We start from the raw sequence: 16,585 nt of genomic DNA on the forward strand, positions 1-16,585 counted from the left end.
AAGGCCCAATACCGAAAATCTTTAGATGACCCGCAGACGGATTGCACACTTGCATCTGCCATGTAAATATTATAAAATTGCACATAGTAATGCGTAAATATTTGATTGTAAAAAAAACGTAAATTGCCCAAAATATCAAAACACCGATCCAAACTAACCCATCAGTTTGAAGACTTATAAAATGGCTGAAAAAACTATTTTAACCACCGATATTTTCCATACGCTGTTCAACTCCATGGACCAAGGGTTCTGCGTTTTGGAAATGATCCACAACGAAACGGGAAAACCCGCGGATTTACTTTATTTGGAATCCAACCCAGCCTTTGACCGCATTGCAGGAACAGCCGTAACAGGCAAAAAAGTCAGTGATTTCGATGGGCGTTTACAGTCTTTTTGGTTTGATATTTATCAAAACGTATTAAATACCGGAGCACCCGCACGGCTTGAATACAAGGCGGTTGAAACGGGGTGTTGGTATGCCGTATTTGTTTCGCGTATCGGAGAGGAAGGCAGCAAACAGATTACCGGCATCTTCACTGATATTACGGAACGCAAACTGGCCGACGAGCGTACAGCCTATTTCGTAAAGCTTAACGATGCCACCCGTTATATACAAAATCCTGTGGCGCTACAGCAAATAGCCATGCAGGTGCTGGGGGAATACTTAGGTGTTAACCGTGCTTTTTATGGTGAATTGCAGGATGACGATACCCTTGTGATTGGGCCGGGTTATGCCGATGGCCTTCCACCCATTGAAGGCCAGCTCAGCATCGACGATTTCGGCAGTGAACTAATGGGGATATTTAACACCGGAAAGAACGTCGTCATCCACGACCTGTATTCTGACTCGCCGATTTTACCGACCGTGAAAGCCGCCTTTGATGGCATTGGGATCCGCGCTGCCATAGGCGTGCCTTTGGTGAAAAGCGGAAAAGCGCATGCTGTGCTGAGCGTCCATCAATCAGAACCAAGGAAATGGACTGAAAATGAAATAAAACTCGTCGAAGAAACCGCGGAACGCACCTGGGCCGCGGTAGAATGGGCAAAAACGGCAGCAATCCTCAGTGAATCTGAACAGAAATACAGGACCTTATTTGAGACCATTGATGATGGCTTTGCGCTGGTAGAACTCGAACGTGATGCTTCAGGAAAAATTACCGATATCATTTACAGGGAGACGAATCCTGCATTTGAATTGCATACGGGATTGAAAGATGTCATTGGAAAAAAGGTTACCGGACTGCTGCCCAATATGAGTGAGAGCGTGTTAAAGATCATCCGGCAGGTTGCCGATACCGGAATTCCGCAGCGGAACGAATACTATCAGGTGGATTTGGGGCGATGGTATAATGTCAGGCATTCCCGTGTAGGCGGACCGGAAAGTGCTTATGTTGTAGCTGTATTCAGCGACATCACAGCGCGAAAGAATGCAGAAAAAGAACTTAATGATTTTAACACCCTACTCGAAACCCAGGTTGCGGAACGCACTGCTACGATACGCAAAAACGAAAATGATCTACGCGACACAAACAAGCACCTGCAGCTCATTATCAACCAACTGGAGTCCTTTAACCATATTGCAAGCCACGATTTACAGGAACCTTTGCGTAAGATACAGATCTTTGCGAGCCGCCTCAGCGAAACGGGTCAGGATGATTTGCGCAGGGGAGTATTCCTGGAAGGCATCCAGAATGCTTCGGGCCGTATGCGCAACCTGATTGATGACCTGCTGGCTTATTCCCGCCTGGGCAGTAAAGAAACCTTCAAGCGTGTCGACCTGAATAAGACGCTGGAGCAGGTACGAAACGATTATGAATTGCTGATTGCAGATAAAAAAGCGGTCATCGAAAGTGATCACTTACCTGTCATCAGTGCAGTACCGTTTCAGATGCGGCAGCTTTTTGCAAACCTGGTTTCAAATTCGCTGAAATTTTCGATCCGAAATCCCGTGATTAAAATCAGTTGCAGGGTGGCCAAAGGACATGATTTCGAATCCACATTCCCTTTAAAGCCTGAAATGGAATATGTACAGATTACTTTTGCAGACAATGGCATCGGGTTTGACAATGAATATAAGGACAAGATTTTCTATTTATTCCAGCGTCTGCCGGCACAGGAAAAGATATCGGGTACCGGAATCGGGCTAAGCATTGTAGAGAAAGCCGTCAAGGAACACCAGGGTTTTATTGATGCCTCAGGTGAAAAAGGAACAGGCGCAGTGTTTACGATTTACCTTCCGTTGAAACAGAAGTAAATAGTTGGCAGTGGCAGTTTCAGTAAATCATTTAATATATTTACCTGAATAAAATGATATATGTAGCCTCCATTCGGCGAGCAATCATATACCCCAAAAATCCTACACCATCAAAACATATACAACACATCTGGCAAGAATATTAACGATACTATTGCTGTTGATCGCCACAACTTCCTTTGCACAGTCTAATGATGTGACTCATTACGGATACCGGCTGATGCAGATGGGGTTCCGGCACGATACCGTCAACATACTTATCAAATCGAAAACTGGCGAGGAACAAATCAGTAAGCCCATATTGCTCTTCTGCCAGGGCAGCCTGCCGCAGCCGCTGATCAAGGTGGATGATAAAGGCGCTTATGATATATTCCCGTTTGCTGTAGAAAAACTGCTGGAGGAGTACCACCTTGTCATCATCGGAAAACCCGGAATTCCCCTGGTGTGTAATGTGAAAGAACTCGGAAGGGATTTCACTTATATGGATGCGAATGGCAACACTCCAGAAAAATACACCCTGAACAACACCCTTGATTATTACGTAAAACGCAACATCCGAGTATTGAAATTCCTGGGCAGGCAACCTTGGGCAGGCAAAGGCAGGGTGGTTGTAGCAGGGCATTCTGAAGGGAGTACCATTGCCGCAAAAATGGCCAGCGCCTACGGCAAAATCACGCACCTGATTTATTCCGGCGGCAACCCGATGGGCAGGATCATGTCGATGATGGCCCAAAGCAGGAAGACAGAAAGCAACGCTGTAGGGGAGCAAAGTGGCGAAGATGACATGGTGCTATGGCAATCAGTCGTAGATGGAAAAAATAATACTGATGGTGCCGGCGGCGACAGCTACAAGACGACTTATGAATTCTCGATACCCCCGATCCGTTATCTTGAAAAGCTTGACATTCCGGTATTGGTATCATACGGAACCAAAGACTGGAGCACACCCTTTAACGATTACCTGCGGGTGGAAATGGTTCGCGAAGGAAAGCACAATTTTGAATTTAAGGCATACATTGGAGCGGAGCACAATTATTTTCCGGTGGATGCACAAGGCAAAGTGGATTACGATACCTACAACTGGGACAAGGTAGCGGAAGACTGGCGGCTATGGCTCAAAGGATAGAGCTGTGGCTAATTGAAAAAAGTTTATATTTAACCTACAGAAAATCAACTATGAAACCAATATTTCTTTTCCTGTTGCTGATTTACAACACCGCCAACTACAGCACTACCGCTGCCAATCCGGGTAAGAAATTTATGGGCGAATGGGAAATACTATCCGTTTCGTGTATGGAATGGGTCGACGGTAATGTATATAAGAACCAGACCAAAGTCTTTGCCACGACAACAAAAATCACGTTCGTCAAGGATCATATCGCTACCGTGATTGCCACCGGCGATACGATTGCGGTTTTCCCATTTACATTTCAGGGCGGCAGGCAGGTTAAGTTTGATTACAAAGGCAAAAATGATGTGCTAAAAAGTTTTAATGGTGAATTTAAAGTAAACTTTACTGAGAGTAAAGGAAAAACATCTGCAATACTGTCGAACTCCAAAGGCTGTTCGATTGCATTGGAACGATAGGATATTTTCAAAATAAAAACGATGTCAAAATGGAATTCGAATACCCAAGAATAAGCACTTTACAGGATCTTTACAGGATGCTGAATGTGCCCGTCACGATCGATTTAGGTGCTAGAAGATACCCGCCGGTTGAAAGCATCGACTGCTACATTACCGGAGGGGAAATGGCGAGTGCCCGGGCAATGGAATCACTCACTGTAGAAACTACGACTGGTGAAACCAGGATCATAAAGACAAGCAAGATTAAAGCAATAAGGCGAAGGAATATGTAATACGGACAGGTATAGACCTGTCCGCATCCTATCTTGATAAATACATTTTCCGCCTCGAATATAATTCATAAAACTGATCGTCCTTCAAATCGTCAATGAACAAAATACTTTCCCCGGTCGATTTCATTTCCGGGCCAAGTGCCTTATTCACATTGTGGAATTTACTGAAGGAGAATACCGGTTGCTTAATCGCATACCCTTTCAATTGCGGATTGAAGGTAAAATCGGTGACTTTATTCTCACCCAGCATGACTTTGGTGGCATAATTTACATAAGGTTCACCATATGCTTTTGCGATAAAAGGTACCGTTCTCGAAGCCCTTGGATTCGCTTCAATAATATAAACCGTATCGTCCTTGATGGCAAACTGTATGTTTATCAACCCGACAGTTCTTAGTGCCAAAGCGATTTTTTTCGTATGGTCCTTGATCTGCTGCATCACAAACTCGCCAAGATTAAACGGCGGCAGTGTCGCATTCGAATCCCCGGAATGGATACCGCAAGGTTCGATATGCTCCATGATGCCTATAATGTAGACGTTTTCGCCGTCGCAAATGGCATCCGCCTCTGCTTCAATGGCACCGTCGAGATAATGGTCTAACAATAATTTATTTCCTGGGATGTTCTTCAGCAGGTCAATGACATGCTCTTCGAGTTCCTGCTTGTTGATGACAATCTTCATCCCTTGTCCGCCCAAAACATACGAAGGGCGGACGAGCAATGGGAAGTCAAGCACATCAGCCAATGCCGAAGCCTGGTCCGCATTTTCCGCCACACCAAACTGTGGAAACGGAATCTTTAATTCGGTTAATAATTCCGAGAATCTTCCGCGGTCTTCAGCCAAATCCAAAGCATCAAATGACGTTCCAAGGATCTTAATGCCATATTTCGACAATTTTTCAGCGAGTTTCAAAGCCGTCTGTCCACCAAGCTGTACGATAACGCCTTCGGGTTTTTCATGACGGATGATGTCGTAAATATGTTCCCAGAATACCGGCTCAAAATACAATTTATCCGCGGTATCGAAATCTGTGGAAACGGTCTCAGGATTGCAATTAATCATGATGGTTTCATAACCGCATTCCTTTGCAGCCAGCACGCCATGCACACAGGAGTAGTCAAATTCAATCCCTTGTCCGATGCGGTTTGGCCCCGACCCTAACACAACTACTTTCTTTTTATCGGAAACGATGCTTTCGTTGGAAACATATCGCTGTCCATCGGCAGTTTCGATTTCTGCTTCGAAAGTAGAATAATAATAAGGGGTTTTCGCTTTAAATTCCGCCGCACAGGTGTCAACCAGTTTGTAGACACGGTTGACTTTCATTTCTTCACGCAGTTTGTAAACCTGGCTTTCGAGACAGCCCATCATATGCGCAATCTGACGATCGCCATAGCCTTTTTGTTTGGCTTCCAATAATAATTCTTTCGGAAGGGTGTCTATTTTATAGGTCGAAATCTCCCTTTCAAGCATATGCAGTTCTTCGTATTGCTTGAGGAACCACATATCGATTTTAGTGATTTCATGGATGCGGCTTAATGGAATACCCATCGCGATCGCATCGTAAATGACAAACACACGATCCCAACTCGCGAAAGTCAGTTTCTCGATAATCTGTTCATAATTCTTATATCCTTTACCATCTGCGCCAATACCATTTCGTTTGATTTCAAGGGATTGTGTCGCTTTATGCAATGCTTCCTGGAAAGATCTTCCGATACCCATCACCTCCCCTACTGATTTCATCTGAAGCCCAAGAGTCCTGTCGGCACCTTCAAATTTATCGAAGTTCCAGCGTGGGATTTTTACGATAACGTAATCCAAAGTTGGCTCGAATAAAGCTGAAGTCGATTTTGTAATCTGGTTTTGCAATTCATCCAGATGATATCCCAATGCCAGTTTCGAAGCGATTTTCGCAATAGGATACCCTGTCGCTTTTGAAGCCAACGCAGATGATCTTGATACCCGCGGGTTGATTTCAATCGCCACAATATCTTCTTTTTCATCCGGCGAAACAGCGAATTGCACGTTACAGCCACCGGCAAAATTCCCGATGGAGCGCATCATTAAGATCGCCATATCACGCATTTTCTGGAAAGTCGTGTCTGACAGCGTCATCGCCGGGGCAACAGTTATTGAGTCCCCGGTATGGATGCCCATCGGATCCATATTTTCGATGGAACAGATGATGACGACATTATCATTTTTATCCCTTAAAAGTTCCAGTTCATATTCTTTCCATCCCAATAAAGCCTTGTCGATTAAAACTTCATGGATTGGTGAGGCTTCTAGTCCGCGTGTGAGCAAATCATCGAAATCTTCTTTTTTATGCACGAAAGCAGCACCGGTCCCGCCCAATGTGAATGACGGACGGATTACGATTGGAAACCCAAATTCCTGTGCGATTTCTTTTCCTTTCAGGAATGAGGTTGCGGTTTTTGCAGGTGCAGCAGGAACACCTATTTTTTCAAGTAATTGTTTAAACTGCTCCCGATCTTCGGTGATGTTGATTGCATTGATATCTACCCCGATTAATTTCACCCCGAAATCTTCCCAGATGCCTTTTTCATCGGCTTCCAGGCACAGGTTCAATGCAGTTTGTCCGCCCATGGTTGGCAATACGGCATCGATCTGCGGATGTTCCTTCAGGATTTCAATGATGGATTTTGTCGTAAGCGGCTTCAGGTATACATGGTCAGCCATCGAAGGATCGGTCATGATCGTCGCAGGATTCGAGTTGATCAGGATCACTTCGATGCCTTCTTCACGGATGGAACGCGCGGATTGGGAACCGGCATAATCGAATTCGCAGGCCTGCCCGATTACGATGGGACCGGAACCTATAATAAGGACGGATTTAATGGAGTTGTCTTTTGGCATTTATATAGTAGTTAGTTGTTGTTGTTTATTGAGATAAACTTGAAAATGAGATAATGAGATAATGTGTAAGCAACTTAAAACTGAGATTTTTAATTTTCTAATTATCTCATTGACACATTGTCTAATTCCTCCCGACAAGATATAAAAAAAGGCGATACTAAATAAAGTAACGCCTTGATGATGTTTTTGTCAAACATTATTTTTTGTGTCTTGGTTCACAGGAAACAGTCAGTTTATGACGTCCTTTGGCCCTACGACGAGCAAGCACCTTTCTTCCATTTGCAGAAGCCATTCTGTCCATAAATCCGTGCTTATTTCTTCTTTTTCTTTTCGATGGTTGAAACGTTCTTTTGCTCATTGTGTGATATCTTTAAACTTTGTTATTCTCTCTTTAAACAGGTTATTCTGAAACCGAGTGCAAATATACAAACTCTTTTTTTTCTGGCAAGTGCTTTTGAAAAAATATTTTTAATTCATTTTACTATCTTTGCTGCCGTTAAAAAACACTCAGATGTACAACAAAAATATAAAATTAATCCTTGCTGCGGCCATTATAGGGACCGGAGTTTGGCAATTTACGGAAGGCGAAATCGGGAATGGGATTTTCCTGATCCTTTTATCACTGATTTTCATATTGTTTTATTTTAAAAACGAGTTCATCATACTGGCATTCCTGAAGCTGAGAAAACAGGATTTTCCGGGGGCTCAGAAATGGCTTTCCAAAATCAAGGACCCGCAGGCGGCATTGGTCAGGAAACAACAAGGTTACTATGAATACCTTCATGGTTTGATGTTGTCGCAAACCAACCTGATGCAGGCCGAGAAGCACTTCAAGAAAGCCATTGAGCTGGGATTATCCATGGATACTGATTTAGCCATCGCAAAACTGAACCTTGCCGGCGTAGCTATGAGCCGCAGAAGGAAACTTGAAGCGACAAACCTGATGAACGAAGCCAAAAAACTAGACAAACAAGGTCTGCTGAAAGACCAGATTAAAATGATGAAGGAGCAGTTGAAGAAAATCTAACTTCCTAAATCTCAATAAAATGAAGCCGTTCAAGATGAGCGGCTTTTTTTATGAGATAAAAAGCATATTTTTCATACAATTATATTGTTATTGTATATTTTTTTATAATTTTGAAATATACTCAAAATTTTTAACTATTGAAATGAAAAATACTTTGCTTTTTATGACATTAATCATCTTTTCCGGTTTTGCCTTCGGGCAACAACGGGAAGAGAAAACATTCAGTGTCGCCGTAAAGCAGAATATCAAGAAATACAATACACTAAGTAGCAAAGCCTATGAATCGGGCGACATAGAGCAGGGGCAATTCCTGTTTGACACCCTGGTGTCCAACCAACTGGCAGGCACGAAGTTTGAAGATTATACACTAAAGAAATTCAGTGGTGGGAAATTGAAACTCAGTGCCATCAAAAAACCCTTAATGATACAAACTTACGCCTCATGGTGCGTCATCAATAAAGGTGAAATCCCGGCATTGAATAAACTTGCACGTAAATACTATAAAGATTTACAGATCGTAGTCGTATTTTGGGACAAAAAACAGGCAGCCAAAAGCCTCGCTTCGCAATTCAACGGTTACATCGAAGTATGTTATGCCAATGAAAATTACAAAAAAGATGAAGCCATGGTAGCCACTTTAAAATATGCCATCGGGTTCCTGACTTCTTATTATTTAGACGAGAATCTTAAAGTTATTTCGATTAAAAAAGGCACTATGGCCCACACCCCTAAAAAAACACCTTTGAAAGAAGCCATAAAGCAAAACTTCGACATTTACAATGAAGCGTTGAGCAGCCTGCTCGTAAAATCAGACATCAAAAAAGAGATCCTGGCAACGCACTGATTTATTTCCCAAAAAGCATTTTCCCGGCAACAATCAATAGTACCACACCAAAAATGCGCTTTAGTGTTTTTTGGTCAATGTTGATGGCAATCTTACTCCCGAAATAACTTCCGACAATAAAGCAAAGCGAAATGATGATAGCATATTTCCATTCGATATTCCCCGCTTTATGATAATTCAAAACCGCCAGGAAAGCAATTGGAGGAAGCATTACGGCAAGGCTGGTGCCCTGAGCTGTTTGTTGTGTAAGCCCAACCATGAGCAACATCGGAACGATAATGATTCCGCCGCCTATTCCAATCAAACCGCTGAGCATCCCGGCTATGAGCCCGATGCATATCAGTACCAAAAAAACTCCTGTAGTCATGTTCTTCATGTTTTAATAACCGGTTGTCGGGATTTCGATGATGTATTTTTTCTTTGCCGTGTTCAGCAGTTTCCTGTCACGCAGCCACGGATTGTGGATTTTAAGGATTTTGTAATTGATTCCTTGCCCCAATGCGAATGAAGCCAAATCATTAATGGTACTATCCACTTCAATTTTCCGTGTAGGGATGCTGGCATACAAATCCTGTTGTGCGATGTTGAAACCGTACAATTGCGGACTTTTCATAATCTCCTTCAGGGCCAATATCCTGAAAACATAACGCGATGTTTCATCATTCAGTAATAAATCGTAATAATCCTTCACTTTCTGGATTTCGATCTGTTTGTTCACGCCGCTCACACCTCCATTATAAGAAGCCGCAGCAAGCGTCCAAGATCCGAATTTATTCTTCGCATCAATTAAATATTTACACGCGGCCTCAGTCGATTTTTCCAAATGATAACGCTCGTCCACAATATCGTTGACTTCCATCCCGCGTTCTTTTGCCGTTTGCGGCATAAACTGCCATACACCGCGCGCTCCCGCAGGCGAAACCGCGTTGACCAACCCGCTTTCGATTACCGCAAGGTATTTGAAATCATCAGGGACATTATATTGTTTCAGGATCGGCTCAATGACGGGAAAAGCCCTGTTTGCCCTTTTGATAATAAGCAAAGTTGTGGCATCAAGATTGGCATTCACTAAAAGTTCCCGCTCGAAACGCTCTTTGACATCGGAAATTTGCAAAGGAGTCTTTTCACCCGCAAAATCTACACTTTCAGGAAAATACTGCGCTGTACCCTTTCGCGCCGACACATCGCCTTCCTCCTTTGAAATACCGTAAACAAATATTCCGCTGATGATTACCAACGAAAAAACCAATGCTAATTTGTGAAGTGTTTTCATAATCATATTCTTGTTTGTAAACCTACAAAAAACTGTTTTGTGATGCTATGCTTTTATGATTTTTGGCAGATTTTCATTCAGCCATTTATATTTGTTCAGGATCATGATGTGCGTACCACCTTTGACAATTATCGGATTTGAAACGTATTTTATTGGAAAAACGTCGTCGGCATCGCCATGGATGTGGATGACATTATCATCAGGATCACAGCGTTCCCATAAAATAACATTCTCAACCGCCCATTCCAGGTATCTCTTATCCCGCACCGACAGGAATTTTTCGTACAATTTCAGTCGTTGGTTCACCTTGCTTCCAAACGAAAATTTAGCCAGTTTCTCCACATTGACCAATAAATCCATTGGGATCAATTTGTATGCTTTGGTCACTTTGGCAATTTTAAAACGGCGTGGGAATTCAGTATTGCATTTTACGCTGGAAATGATGATGACTTTCCGGGCATTGACGAACTTTGACATTTCCTGTACCAAAATGCCTCCGAAAGAAACACCGACCAAAACCGGGCTTTTATGTGTAATTTTTTCAGAAATCCTTTCGGCATAATGGCTTAGGCTTTCATTCTCAAGCGGAATTTCCCATTCCAGTAGAATCATTTCGAACGCCTCTTCGGGCAATGAAATCCTTTCAAAAATCGTCGGGCTGGCTGCCAGTCCGGGCATAAAGTATACCGGTATTTTGTCCATTCTGTTGTTTTAACGCTATGCTAACAGCAACTTCGGTAATTTCTCACGAAATTTGCATAAAATTAATTGTTTTTAATCTTAAACTCCTTTCTTTCAAATATATTTTACCAATAATTTATGATGCGACGCAATTCCCCGGAAATCAGAGGAAGGAAGCGAGATTTAATGTATAACCGGTCGACAATAGAAACATATTGGTCGAATTATCCGCAATCAAACCCAAAAACTATGGAAATCAAGGACAATACTTTTTTAAGGCAATTCGAAGCTTCCGATGACGGCAAGCTGATTTCAGTAGAATATTCATTCCAGGAAAAGAAAATTTTCCTGACGAAAATTATTGCGCCGGAAAATTACGATAACGAGGAATTCATCAATAATTTCCTTAAATCTATTTTGGAAAATGCCGCAGAACGCAAATTCAGGGTGGTTCCCATTCTGCCCAAAATCGCTGCATTCTTCCGTAAAAATCCAGTTTATAAAGAATTGCTTCCGCCGGGAATCAAAATTTAATCAGAAAAGGCCGTTGCGATAATAACGGCTTTTTTTATACATTCACATCCAAATCAAAGGCATGATTCCTGAAGAAAACCGGAATAAGATTATTGAGTTTTTCGAAAACATCAGCAAATATTACGGCTGTAAGACCGAAATTACGGAAGGGTTATACACTGATAACGGGAATCTTGAAGCAGAAAACACTACCTGGAACCTTTCAGAATTTACCTTAATCCGTTCCGCATACCGCAACAATGGCGCGCGTTTGATGATGGAAGGAGAAAAAATGTATTATGAGATTTCGGCCAATATCATCATCGACTTTAAACAGCCAGGTAGGAATTCATTTGAATTTATTGAGCAATATGGAACCGATGTTTTCCGGATAACGAAGATCAGGTTTCATTATAAGTATTAGAATGAATAAAGGATTGCTGAGACAACTTTAAACCAAAACTTCATTAAATTCCATCCTCACAATACCATCCTCATCGATCTTCGTCAACGTAATTCCATGCAAACTATTCACTAATTCCGGATTCCATGGCGTTTTCACCTTTACGTAGTTTTCCGTAAACCCATGAATATAACCTTCCTTGTTTTCCCCTTCGAATAAAACCGTTCTTGAAGTCCCAAGCTGGCTTTCATAAAAGGCACGGCGTTTTTTAACTGAAAGGCCACGTAGCATCTTGCTGCGTTTCGCCCGTACATTCGCAGGAACAACACCATCCATCAAAGCAGCTTCCGTATTGTCGCGTTCAGAATAAGTGAAAACATGTAAATAAGAAATATCAAGGTCGTTTAAGAAATGATAAGTCTCCAGGAAATGGGCATCGGTTTCACCCGGAAAACCAACAATTACATCCACGCCAATACAAGCATGCGGCATCACTTCACGGATTTTATTCACCCGCTCCGTATACACTTCACGCAAATAACGGCGTTTCATTTTCTTCAGGATATCATTGCTTCCTGATTGCAGTGGGATATGGAAATGCGGCACAAACGTGCGGCTTTGTGAAACAAATTCAATCGTTTCATTTCTGAGCAAATTTGGCTCAATGGAAGAAATACGGAGCCTTTCAATGCCTTCGACTTTATCCAATTCCTGCACCAATTCTAAAAATGTATGCTCGTGCTTTTTGTTCCCAAACTCCCCTTTTCCATAATCGCCGATATTCACACCGGTCAGCACAATTTCCTTTATATTCTGTTTCGAAATTTCTTTCGCATTCTTCAGCACATTCTCCAAAGCATCGCTGCGTGAAATCCCACGCGCCAACGGAATCGTACAATAAGTACACTTATAATCACAACCATCCTGCACTTTCAAAAACGCACGCGTACGGTCGCCAATCGAATAACTGCCCACATAAAAATCAGCTTCGGCAATCTCACACGAATGCACTTCACCCATATCATTCTTGGACAAATCGTTGATATAATCTGTAATCTTGAATTTTTCTGTCGCACCCAAAACAAGGTCAACGCCATCAACTGCCGCCAATTCCTCCGGTTTCAATTGCGCATAACAGCCCACAGCGGCCACAAAAGCCTTATCGTTCAGCTTCATGGCTTTCTTTACATACTGCTTAAACTGCTTATCGGCATTTTCAGTAACAGAACAGGTATTGATTACATAAATATCTGCAACTTCCTCAAAATCAACACGCTCAAAACCTTCGTCCTGAAAACTCCGGGCAATAGTCGATGTCTCCGAAAAATTCAGTTTACAGCCTAAAGTATAAAAAGCGACTTTTTTCTTTTCCATATTTTCTGTTGGGCGTGCCCCTGCGGGTCGGGCTTTCGGCGGTACGCGGTACCTTGCCTCAATCCCTCACGCAGTACCTGCAAAAATTGACGTTTTGCAGACCTATTTTAGTATATTTACAACGCTTTAAAAAGCCTGCAAATTTACACACAAAAATCGGTTTGATGAAATTTATAATCCGTTACATATCAATATTTTGTATCACTTTAACGTTTTTCGCCTGCAGTAAAACCGACAACTCCAAAAAAGATCCTCTCGTTTTCCGATATAACGAAATCGCCACGATCAGCTCGCTTGATCCTGCTTTTTCAAAAAACCAGGCGATGATCTGGCCTTGTAATCAATTGTATAACGGACTGGTACAGCTCGACGACAGCCTCCACATCCAGCCTGATATAGCTAAATCATGGCAGATTTCTGAAGACGGAAAAACCTATACTTTTACATTACGCAACGATGTGTATTTCCATAAGGATGTTGCTTTTGGCAAAGATTCAACGCGTACCGTCAAAGCCTCCGATTTTGAATACAGCCTGAAAAGACTGACCGACGAAAAAGTCGCCTCGCCAGGAAGCTGGATTATGCAAAACGTCGAAAACCTCAAAACCGTAAGCGATTCCGTTTTTGAAATCAAACTGACAAAAGCTTTTCCGGCATTTTTAGGTTTGCTTGCAATGAAATATGCTTCCGTAGTCCCTAAAGAAGCTGTTGCGTTTTATGGAAGTGATTTCCGTTCACATCCCGTCGGCACAGGCCCTTTCCGGTTTAAACTTTGGGAAGAAAACGTCAAATTGGTATTGCGCAAAAACCCAATCTATTTCGAAAAAGATGAAAACGGTGTCCGCCTCCCCTATCTCGAAGCCGTTGCCATTACATTCCTTCCCGACCGGCAAAGTGGTTTCCTGCAATTCGTTCAGGGCAATATTGATTTTACTTCAGGCCTAGATCCTTCTTACACAAATGAAATCCTTACACAAAAAGGGCAGCTTCAGCCCAAATATAAAGACAAAGTTAACCTCGTTACCAGTCCATACCTCAACACGGAATATCTTGGTTTCCGGATGGATGGTTCAGACAAAGCCGTTTTGGACAAACGCATCCGCCAGGCACTGAATTATGGTTTTGACCGCAGCAAAATGCTTTTGTATTTGCGGAATAATATGGGAATTCCTGCAGTAAACGGCATGATTCCAGCAGGGCTTCCTGGCTTCAATAACATTAAAGGTTATGATTATAATCTGGAGAAAGCGAGACAATTGGTCGCCGATTATAAAAAATCTACCGGTGATAAAAATCCAAAAATCACTTTAAGCACAAACGCTTCTTATATAGATATTGGTGAATTCCTGCAACGCGAGTGGCAAAAAACCGGATTGAATGTCGAAGTTGACGTAAGTCCGCCGGCCACCTTAAGAACCGCCATCTCCACAGGAAAAGTTTATTTTTTCCGCGCGAGCTGGATTGCGGATTATCCTGATGCCGAGAATTACCTGTCGCTTTTCTACAGCAAGAACTTCGCCCCGGACGGCCCGAATTACACTCATTTCAAAAACGCTGAATTTGACCGCCTTTACGAACTGGCATCAAAAGAAACCCATAACGAAAAACGTTACGCACTTTACGAAAAAATGGATAAGCTTGTCATTGATGAAGCACCAGTAATTCCTTTGTTTTACGATAAAGTAGCACGCTTTACCTTGAAAAATGTGCAGGGATTGGGTATTAATCCGTTGAATCTTGTGTCTTTGAAAAAAGTGAAGAAAATTAATTAGAAAATGTGAAAATTAAATAATATGATAATGCCAGGATTCGTAGAAATGCGACATCCTTATCAAAGGATATATTATTAGTTCCTATACAATTTTCTAATTATCACATTTTCTAATTACTCCTTCCGCCACTTTTTAGTTTCCTCAAAAACATGCTCTAAAATCCGCGCTTCTTTTTCATCGAATTCTACATTGCGGCGTGACATGACGATTCTTGCAGTCTCAAAAGCTTTTTTGGTAATGTACGTTGTAAACCCGGATGCGCCGCCCCAGGAGAAACTCGGGACAAAATTGCGCGGGAATCCGCTTCCGAAAATATTGCTGCTTACGCCTACAACCGTTCCCGTATTGAACATCGTATTGATCCCACATTTACTGTGGTCACCCATCATCAGACCGCAGAATTGGAGTCCGGTTTTAGCAAAACCTTCCGTTTCATAACTCCACAGTTTTACTTCTTCATAATTATTTTTAAGGTTGGAATTGTTCGTGTCGGCACCTAGATTACACCATTCACCCAACACCGAATTGCCTAAAAATCCATCATGCCCTTTGTTGGAATAGGCAAATAAAACGGAATTGCTCACTTCACCGCCAATTCTTGAAAAAGGACCAACTGTTGTTGCGCCATATACTTTCGTCGCCAGTTTCACCTGAGCGCCTTCGCAAAGTGCAAACGGCCCGCGGATTACCGAACCTTCCATGATTTCGGAATTTTTCCCGATATAAATTGGTCCGGTTGATGCATTTAAGGTTACAAATTCCAATTTCGCTCCTTCTTCGATAAAAATATTTTCGGCAGCAATAACATTCACGCTTTGCGGAATGGGTGCCGACTTTCGGTCTTCGGTAATCAATTCAAAATCTTCCCGCAGCGCCGCGTCATTCTTCGCAAAAATATCCCACGGTTTGGCAATAGTAAGGCAATCATCGCTGTACTCAATAATCTCATAAGCATCAAAATCGACTTCTTCCTGCGTATCCTGCGTAAAGAAAGCGATGACTTCTTCTCCTTTAAATATGGCTTGTTTCGGCTCGAGGCTGTTTACCATTTCCGCCAAAACATCATTTGGCAGAAAAGAGGCATTGATCATCACGTTTTCTTCCATTTCCACCATTGGGAATTTTTCTGACAGATATTCTTCCGTCAGAGTTGTCGTTGTTGAACCTAAATATTTTTCCCACTTCTCACGAATAGTCAGGATTCCAACACGGATATCAGCCACAGGCCTTGTAAATGTAAATGGAAGTAAAGCGTTACGGACCGTGCCGTCAAAAAGAATATAGTTCATGTTTATAGGTAGCAAGGTTACAGAGTACCAAAGTAGCAAAGTTTTTCCGGAGGTGAAAATAAAAAAGCCTCCCAAATGGAAGGCTTTACTTTATTTTGAAACACGTAAAGATTATTTAATGTGTTTTGCGTACTTGGTTTTGAACTTGTCGATGCGTCCTGCAGTATCGATAAGTTTGGATTTACCTGTGTAAAAAGGGTGAGAAGTTCTTGAGATCTCCATTTTCACTACTGGGTATTCAACACCTTCGTGAGTGATCGTTTCTCTTGTGTCAGCTGTAGATTTAGTGATAAAAACCTCGTCATTTGACATGTCTTTAAAAGCAACTAATCTGTAATTTTCCGGGTGGATTCCTTTTTTCATGGTAAATTATTTTACTTTAATGGCTGTTTTTTGTTTTGCGGCTTCCATTTTT

Annotated in this window: 17 protein-coding genes; 9 read left to right on the forward strand and 8 right to left on the reverse strand. The window is 42.1% G+C overall.

Annotated features, from left to right (window positions below; translation table 11 throughout):
* Positions 1-181: 181 nt before the first annotated feature.
* The 4 genes from HYN49_RS14755 to HYN49_RS14770 all read left to right on the forward strand — a co-directional run bounded on the left by HYN49_RS14755 (position 182) and on the right by HYN49_RS14770 (position 4,113).
* On the forward strand, positions 182-2,254 hold the full coding sequence (locus tag HYN49_RS14755; protein WP_108904831.1) for a GAF domain-containing sensor histidine kinase: 2,073 nt from the start codon (positions 182-184) through the stop codon (positions 2,252-2,254).
* Between the two features lie 160 nt (positions 2,255-2,414).
* Complete coding sequence (locus tag HYN49_RS14760; RefSeq protein ID WP_146185126.1) at positions 2,415-3,380, forward strand: alpha/beta hydrolase family protein; 966 nt, start codon at positions 2,415-2,417, stop codon at positions 3,378-3,380.
* A gap of 50 nt (positions 3,381-3,430) precedes the next feature.
* Positions 3,431-3,841: a hypothetical protein gene (locus HYN49_RS14765; protein ID WP_108904833.1), complete on the forward strand. Its 411-nt coding sequence runs from the start codon at positions 3,431-3,433 to the stop codon at positions 3,839-3,841.
* Positions 3,842-3,870: 29 nt separating this feature from the next.
* The gene (locus HYN49_RS14770; protein WP_108904834.1) at positions 3,871-4,113 is read left to right on the forward strand and encodes a hypothetical protein; all 243 of its coding nucleotides are present in this window, start codon (positions 3,871-3,873) and stop codon (positions 4,111-4,113) included.
* Positions 4,114-4,141: 28 nt separating this feature from the next.
* Here HYN49_RS14770 and carB read toward each other — a convergent pair whose 3' ends face one another.
* Both carB and rpmH read right to left on the reverse strand, forming a co-directional pair.
* Positions 4,142-6,994 (reverse strand): carbamoyl-phosphate synthase large subunit, encoded by a 2,853-nt coding sequence (carB, locus tag HYN49_RS14775; RefSeq protein ID WP_108904835.1) that lies wholly within the window; start codon positions 6,992-6,994, stop codon positions 4,142-4,144.
* A 196-nt stretch (positions 6,995-7,190) separates the two neighbouring features.
* A complete protein-coding gene (gene rpmH / locus HYN49_RS14780) occupies positions 7,191-7,352 on the reverse strand; it encodes a 50S ribosomal protein L34 (protein WP_007136275.1) in 162 nt (53 codons plus the stop codon).
* Positions 7,353-7,505: 153 nt separating this feature from the next.
* On the opposite strand from rpmH, the gene HYN49_RS14785 reads away from it, so the two are divergent.
* Positions 7,506-8,021: a hypothetical protein gene (locus tag HYN49_RS14785; RefSeq protein ID WP_108904836.1), complete on the forward strand. Its 516-nt coding sequence runs from the start codon at positions 7,506-7,508 to the stop codon at positions 8,019-8,021.
* 163 nt (positions 8,022-8,184) lie between these two features.
* Entirely contained in the window at positions 8,185-8,865 is a 681-nt protein-coding gene (locus HYN49_RS14790; RefSeq protein WP_219928753.1) for a TlpA family protein disulfide reductase, read from the forward strand.
* 1 nt (position 8,866) lies between these two features.
* Here HYN49_RS14790 and HYN49_RS14795 read toward each other — a convergent pair whose 3' ends face one another.
* From HYN49_RS14795 to HYN49_RS14805, 3 genes are read right to left on the reverse strand one after another with little or no spacing between them, the layout of a single operon-like run.
* Positions 8,867-9,241, reverse strand: coding sequence for a sulfite exporter TauE/SafE family protein (locus HYN49_RS14795; protein ID WP_317045848.1), 375 nt, complete (start codon positions 9,239-9,241; stop codon positions 8,867-8,869).
* A gap of 3 nt (positions 9,242-9,244) precedes the next feature.
* On the reverse strand, positions 9,245-10,138 hold the full coding sequence (locus HYN49_RS14800; protein WP_108905103.1) for a lytic transglycosylase domain-containing protein: 894 nt from the start codon (positions 10,136-10,138) through the stop codon (positions 9,245-9,247).
* 45 nt (positions 10,139-10,183) lie between these two features.
* Positions 10,184-10,840: a lipase family protein gene (locus tag HYN49_RS14805; protein WP_108904838.1), complete on the reverse strand. Its 657-nt coding sequence runs from the start codon at positions 10,838-10,840 to the stop codon at positions 10,184-10,186.
* Positions 10,841-11,068: 228 nt separating this feature from the next.
* Between HYN49_RS14805 and HYN49_RS14810 the strand changes: the two genes are divergently transcribed.
* Together HYN49_RS14810 and HYN49_RS14815 are read left to right on the forward strand one after the other, a co-directional pair.
* Entirely contained in the window at positions 11,069-11,353 is a 285-nt protein-coding gene (locus HYN49_RS14810) for a GNAT family N-acetyltransferase (RefSeq protein WP_108904839.1), read from the forward strand.
* A gap of 61 nt (positions 11,354-11,414) precedes the next feature.
* On the forward strand, positions 11,415-11,756 hold the full coding sequence (locus tag HYN49_RS14815; RefSeq protein ID WP_108904840.1) for a hypothetical protein: 342 nt from the start codon (positions 11,415-11,417) through the stop codon (positions 11,754-11,756).
* A gap of 27 nt (positions 11,757-11,783) precedes the next feature.
* Here the strand turns inward: HYN49_RS14815 and mtaB are convergent, their stop codons facing one another.
* Positions 11,784-13,109 carry a tRNA (N(6)-L-threonylcarbamoyladenosine(37)-C(2))-methylthiotransferase MtaB gene (gene mtaB, locus HYN49_RS14820; RefSeq protein ID WP_108904841.1) on the reverse strand — a complete coding sequence of 442 codons (1,326 nt, stop codon included), beginning with the start codon at positions 13,107-13,109 and terminating at the stop codon, positions 11,784-11,786.
* Positions 13,110-13,273: 164 nt separating this feature from the next.
* Between mtaB and HYN49_RS14825 the strand changes: the two genes are divergently transcribed.
* On the forward strand, positions 13,274-14,881 hold the full coding sequence (locus HYN49_RS14825; protein WP_108904842.1) for an ABC transporter substrate-binding protein: 1,608 nt from the start codon (positions 13,274-13,276) through the stop codon (positions 14,879-14,881).
* Between the two features lie 113 nt (positions 14,882-14,994).
* On the opposite strand, the gene HYN49_RS14830 is transcribed toward HYN49_RS14825, so the two are convergent.
* Both HYN49_RS14830 and HYN49_RS14835 read right to left on the reverse strand, forming a co-directional pair.
* Positions 14,995-16,170, reverse strand: a complete 1,176-nt coding sequence (locus tag HYN49_RS14830; protein WP_108904843.1) for a GlmU family protein — start codon at positions 16,168-16,170, stop codon at positions 14,995-14,997.
* 111 nt (positions 16,171-16,281) lie between these two features.
* Positions 16,282-16,533, reverse strand: coding sequence for a type B 50S ribosomal protein L31 (locus HYN49_RS14835; protein WP_108904844.1), 252 nt, complete (start codon positions 16,531-16,533; stop codon positions 16,282-16,284).
* Between the last annotated feature and the right edge of the window lie 52 nt (positions 16,534-16,585).

This window comes from Flavobacterium pallidum, assembly GCF_003097535.1.
In the GTDB taxonomy this organism is placed as follows: domain Bacteria; phylum Bacteroidota; class Bacteroidia; order Flavobacteriales; family Flavobacteriaceae; genus Flavobacterium; species Flavobacterium pallidum.

What these genes read in the sequence shown, in the direction of transcription:
- HYN49_RS14755 (WP_108904831.1), top strand. Translation starts at nt 182, where the DNA reads ATGGCTGAAAAAACTATTTTAACCACCGATATTTTCCATACGCTGTTC.
- HYN49_RS14765 (WP_108904833.1), top strand. Translation starts at nt 3,431, where the DNA reads ATGAAACCAATATTTCTTTTCCTGTTGCTGATTTACAACACCGCCAAC.
- HYN49_RS14770 (WP_108904834.1), top strand. Translation starts at nt 3,871, where the DNA reads ATGGAATTCGAATACCCAAGAATAAGCACTTTACAGGATCTTTACAGG.
- carB (WP_108904835.1), bottom strand. Translation starts at nt 6,994, where the DNA reads ATGCCAAAAGACAACTCCATTAAATCCGTCCTTATTATAGGTTCCGGT.
- rpmH (WP_007136275.1), bottom strand. Translation starts at nt 7,352, where the DNA reads ATGAGCAAAAGAACGTTTCAACCATCGAAAAGAAAAAGAAGAAATAAG.
- HYN49_RS14785 (WP_108904836.1), top strand. Translation starts at nt 7,506, where the DNA reads ATGTACAACAAAAATATAAAATTAATCCTTGCTGCGGCCATTATAGGG.
- HYN49_RS14790 (WP_219928753.1), top strand. Translation starts at nt 8,185, where the DNA reads ATGACATTAATCATCTTTTCCGGTTTTGCCTTCGGGCAACAACGGGAA.
- HYN49_RS14795 (WP_317045848.1), bottom strand. Translation starts at nt 9,241, where the DNA reads ATGAAGAACATGACTACAGGAGTTTTTTTGGTACTGATATGCATCGGG.
- HYN49_RS14800 (WP_108905103.1), bottom strand. Translation starts at nt 10,138, where the DNA reads ATGAAAACACTTCACAAATTAGCATTGGTTTTTTCGTTGGTAATCATC.
- HYN49_RS14805 (WP_108904838.1), bottom strand. Translation starts at nt 10,840, where the DNA reads ATGGACAAAATACCGGTATACTTTATGCCCGGACTGGCAGCCAGCCCG.
- HYN49_RS14810 (WP_108904839.1), top strand. Translation starts at nt 11,069, where the DNA reads ATGGAAATCAAGGACAATACTTTTTTAAGGCAATTCGAAGCTTCCGAT.
- HYN49_RS14815 (WP_108904840.1), top strand. Translation starts at nt 11,415, where the DNA reads ATGATTCCTGAAGAAAACCGGAATAAGATTATTGAGTTTTTCGAAAAC.
- mtaB (WP_108904841.1), bottom strand. Translation starts at nt 13,109, where the DNA reads ATGGAAAAGAAAAAAGTCGCTTTTTATACTTTAGGCTGTAAACTGAAT.
- HYN49_RS14825 (WP_108904842.1), top strand. Translation starts at nt 13,274, where the DNA reads ATGAAATTTATAATCCGTTACATATCAATATTTTGTATCACTTTAACG.
- HYN49_RS14830 (WP_108904843.1), bottom strand. Translation starts at nt 16,170, where the DNA reads ATGAACTATATTCTTTTTGACGGCACGGTCCGTAACGCTTTACTTCCA.
- HYN49_RS14835 (WP_108904844.1), bottom strand. Translation starts at nt 16,533, where the DNA reads ATGAAAAAAGGAATCCACCCGGAAAATTACAGATTAGTTGCTTTTAAA.